Raw genomic sequence first — 3,932 nt, 5'->3', positions numbered from 1 at the left:
TTGCGGCGCGCTCACGGCCGGTACTCCGCCACGTAGGGCGTGTCCACCCCGAGCTCCCCGACCTTCGCGGCGCTGCCGGGAGAGCCGAGCGCGGCGCCGCGGCCGGGCAGCGGCTGGTCGAAGAACCGGGCGTTCTCGGCCACGAAAACCCGTTGCGCCTGAGGGATGTCGGCGTCGAGATAGATCGCCTCGACCGGGCAGACCGGCTCGCACGCACCGCAGTCCACGCATTCGGTCGGATGGATGTAGGCCATCCGCCCTCCGGTGTAGATGCAGTCCACCGGGCATTCCTCCACGCATGCCCGGTCCATGACGTCGACACAGGCGGCGCCGATCACGAAGGTCATGACGCGCTCCTCACTTCGATCGCCGAGTCGGCGGTCTCGCCGAGCGCGGCCAGGATTTCGTAACGCCTGCGGGCGAATTCGGGTTCGAACCGGGCGCCGGGCGCCCGCGGGTGCTCGATCTCGACGACGCGCTGGATGCGGGCGGGCCGCGGCGTCAGCAAGACGACGCGGTCGGCGAGCAGCAGCGCCTCGTCCACATCGTGGGTGACGAACAGGACGGTGGTCTTGTGCCGCTGCCACACCGAGATCAGCAACCGCTGCATGTCCGCGCGCGTCTGGGCGTCCAGTGCGCCGAACGGCTCGTCCATCAGCAGCACCCGCGGATACGCGGCCAGGGTGCGGGCCAGTTGCACCCGCTGGCGCATGCCACCGGACAGCGCGCCGGGCAGGTGGTCGCCGTAACCCGCGAGACCGACCTGCTCCAGCAGGTCGAGCGCTTCGGCACGGCGTCGCCCGCGCGGCACGCCCCGCAATTTCAGCGCGAATTCGACGTTCTTGCGGGCCGAGCGCCAGGGCAGCAACGCATCCTCCTGGAATACCATGGCGCACTGGTCCGCCGCCGCGCCGATGGTGGCGCCGTCCACCGAGACGGCGCCGCCGATCGGCGGGAGCAGTCCCGCCATGGCCCGCAGGATGGTGGACTTGCCGCAGCCCGATGGCCCGAGCAGCACCACGATCTCTCCCGGATCCACCGCGAGATCGACTTCCGCGGCGAGGCTTTCGCCGTAGGCGATGCGCAGACCGGTCAGGCGCACGGCCGCTCCGGCGCTCATCGGACCGCCCTCGGCAGCCAGCGGTTGACCCGGCGGCCGGCCAGTTCGACGAGGAAGGCGGTGGCCCAGCCGAGCACGCCGATGGAGAGCATGCCGACCACCACGCCCGGATAGTCGAGCAGGCCGTAGGACTGCCAGGTGAAGTAGCCGATGCCGAACTGGCCGGAGATCATCTCGGCGCTGATGACGCAGATCCACGCGACACCCATGGCTACCGAGAGCCCGGAGAAGATGCCGGGCAACGCACCGGGCAACGCGATCTGGAACAGGATGGTCCCGCGGCGCGCTCCGAGCGTGCGGGCCGCTTCCTCCCACACCTTGGGCAGGGCGTGCATGGCGTGGATGGTGCTGACCGTCACCGGGAAGAACGCGGCGAAGAACGTGATGAACACGATGCCCTGTTCGCCGGTGGGGAACAACAGGATGGCGAGCGGCACAAGCGCGATCGCGGGAATCGGACGGAAAACCTCGACGACCGGTCGCACCAGCGCGCTGACCAGCGCCGACCGGCCGATGGCCATGCCGATCAGCACACCCGCGACGGTGGCGAGGCCGAAGCCGACCAGGATGCGCCGGGTGCTGGCGAGGATGTTGCTGTAGTACGACCCGGTGCCCAGCTGCGCGCGGAAGGACTCGAACACCGCGCCGGGCGTCGGGACCTTGTCGAAGCGCAGCCAGAACACCACCTGGTTGGTGGTCAGCAGGTACCAGAGCAGCACGAGCCCGGCCAGCGGCACCGCGGTGAGGAGTGCGGCACGGAGCTTGGGTGGCACGGGGTTTCGGAGGGATTGCCCGCCGCGCGGGCGGGTCGTGGTCACGGTTTCGGTGGACGCGGCGGGTGCGGCGGAAATCGGCTCCGCGGATACCGTCATGGTCGGCCTCCTCGATCTCGAAAAGTGGTGCGGTCAGCGCGCCTGGAGTGCGGCGCGGTAGTCCAGGACCGTGCTGCCCGGATGGGAGCCCGCGTAGCGCTCGGCATCGGCCGCGACGCCGAACGGCCGGAGCCGCTGGTCGGTGGCACCGGCCGGATCGCTGACCCAGGTGGCGGTGGCGGCGAAGATCCGGATGCCGGTCGCGGCGTCGGGCACATAGGCGGCGCGGACCTCACCGCCGCGCTCGCCGATCTGGCGCAGCAGACAACTCGGCGTCCTGGCGACCGAGATGCTGTCCTGCCCGGCGAACCACACCTCCGAGGCAGTGGCCGGATCGTCCAGTGGCCCGCCGCAGACCGGGTCGACTCCGGTCAACGGGCTGGGCGGGGCGATGTCGGCGCGCTCGGCGTCGTAGTCGGCGCCATAGAGCGCGCGAAGATACTTGTCGTCGACGAACTCGTCCAAGTTCAGATCGGCCAGCGCGCCAAGGCTTTTCAGGAACGGCAGTAGCCTGCCGAGCGCGTCGACGAGCGGCTGCTTGATGGTCGGGTCGAAGCTGACCAGACCGTGCGGCCCGTTGTACAGGTAGACGACCTCGGCCGGTATGCCGGTGATCTCGGCGACGCGCTGCGCCGCTGCCAGCGGGTTGCGATTGAGGTAGTCGGTCGTTTCACGCTGCGCGGCCAGGAACGCCTCGACGACCTCGGGGTGCTCGGCGCCGAACCGCTTGGTGGACACCACGGCGTGGAACGTCGGGATGTTCGCGCTGCCGCCGTCGTAGAGCAGCCGGGCCTTGCCGTCGAATACCAGCTTCTGCGGCCACGGCACGAACTGCGCCAGCGCGGCGACCTGATCGCCTTGCAGCGCCGAGGCGCCGACCGGCGGATCCTGGCCGAGCAGCTTCACGTCGTCCAGGCTCATCCCCGCGGCGGACAGGCCGGTGGCGAGCATGCCGTGGGCGGCCGAGCCGACGCTGGTCGAGACCACTTTGCCGCGTAGGTCGGCGAGCGTGGCGGCCGGCGAATTCACCGGAACCACGACCTGATTCAGCGAACCGCGCAGGTTGTAGCCGGTGACCGCGATCAGCTCCGAGGCGACGTCGGGATGGTCGCGGGTCTTGGAGCCGTTCACCAGGATCGGGGCGTCGCCCATCGAGCCGATGTCCACCTGACCGGCGAGCATCTGCGCGGTCAGCGGCGGGCCGGAGGCGAAGTCCTTCCACTCCACGCGGTAGCGCACGCCCTTGGCCTTGCCGAGTTCGGCCAGCTTGGCCTCGAAGGCGCCGCGGTCGCGCAGCAGCGTGCCCGCCGTGACAGTGTTGATGGTCTTGGATTGGTAGCCGATGTCGACGGTGATCGTGTTGTCATCGCCGCCGGAGCCGCAGCCCGTCAGCAGGGTGGTCACGGTGACGGCGCCGAGCAGCAGAGCCGTGAGCCGGGTGGATGGTGTCCTCATCGTGTGTTCCTCAGCCCGGGTTCAGCGCAGCAGGTAGGGGATGTTCACGGTGACCGCCCCGACCGGGCAGCGCGCGGCGCACGGTCCGCAGTACCAGCACTCGTCGACGTGCATGTACGCCTTGCCGGTGTCGGGGTGGATCGCGAGCGAGTCGAGCGGGCACATGTCGACGCAGAGCGTGCAGCCGTCGATGCACTTGGCTTCGTCGACGGTGACCGGGACGTCGATGCGGGTGGTGACCTGGGCCATCAGAGTTCCTTTCCGGAGTTGGCTATGCCGATGCGTGCGAAGGCGCGGACATCGGCGTCCGGGTCCTCGAGTGCGGTGCGGAGGGCGGCGGTGACCTCCGGTCGTTCGGCGATCCGCTCGGCCAGACCGCGCACGGCGGCTTTGCGGACGTCGAGGTTGCCGTCGGTGACGGCCGAGATCAGCCGCGGCGCGGCGAGATCGGGGTCGGCGACGGCCAGTGCGATCGCCGCGCCTTG

Annotated in this window: 6 protein-coding genes; all 6 read right to left on the bottom strand. The window is 70.0% G+C overall.

Annotated features, from left to right (window positions below; genetic code table 11):
* Positions 1 to 11: 11 nt before the first annotated feature.
* Complete coding sequence (gene fdxA, locus NX1_RS34825) at positions 12 to 347, bottom strand: ferredoxin (protein WP_068069402.1); 336 nt, start codon at positions 345 to 347, stop codon at positions 12 to 14.
* Positions 344 to 1,120: an ABC transporter ATP-binding protein gene (locus NX1_RS34820; protein ID WP_068069400.1), complete on the bottom strand. Its 777-nt coding sequence runs from the start codon at positions 1,118 to 1,120 to the stop codon at positions 344 to 346. Before NX1_RS34820 ends, fdxA begins: the two co-directional genes overlap by 4 nt.
* Positions 1,117 to 1,992, bottom strand: a complete 876-nt coding sequence (locus tag NX1_RS34815) for an ABC transporter permease (RefSeq protein WP_068069394.1) — start codon at positions 1,990 to 1,992, stop codon at positions 1,117 to 1,119. The genes NX1_RS34820 and NX1_RS34815 overlap by 4 nt, the downstream gene beginning before the upstream one ends.
* A gap of 33 nt (positions 1,993 to 2,025) precedes the next feature.
* Positions 2,026 to 3,447: an ABC transporter substrate-binding protein gene (locus tag NX1_RS34810; protein ID WP_068069391.1), complete on the bottom strand. Its 1,422-nt coding sequence runs from the start codon at positions 3,445 to 3,447 to the stop codon at positions 2,026 to 2,028.
* A gap of 21 nt (positions 3,448 to 3,468) precedes the next feature.
* Complete coding sequence (locus NX1_RS34805) at positions 3,469 to 3,696, bottom strand: 4Fe-4S dicluster domain-containing protein (protein ID WP_067782630.1); 228 nt, start codon at positions 3,694 to 3,696, stop codon at positions 3,469 to 3,471.
* Positions 3,696 to 3,932: HEAT repeat domain-containing protein (locus tag NX1_RS34800; protein ID WP_157120409.1), on the bottom strand; the 237-nt coding region annotated here is incomplete at its 5' end. The genes NX1_RS34805 and NX1_RS34800, both read right to left, overlap by 1 nt.

The sequence above is a fragment of the Nocardia xishanensis NBRC 101358 genome, assembly GCF_001613365.1.
GTDB classification, from domain to species: domain Bacteria; phylum Actinomycetota; class Actinomycetes; order Mycobacteriales; family Mycobacteriaceae; genus Nocardia; species Nocardia xishanensis.
This window is presented reverse-complemented; position numbering and strand designations above follow the sequence as displayed.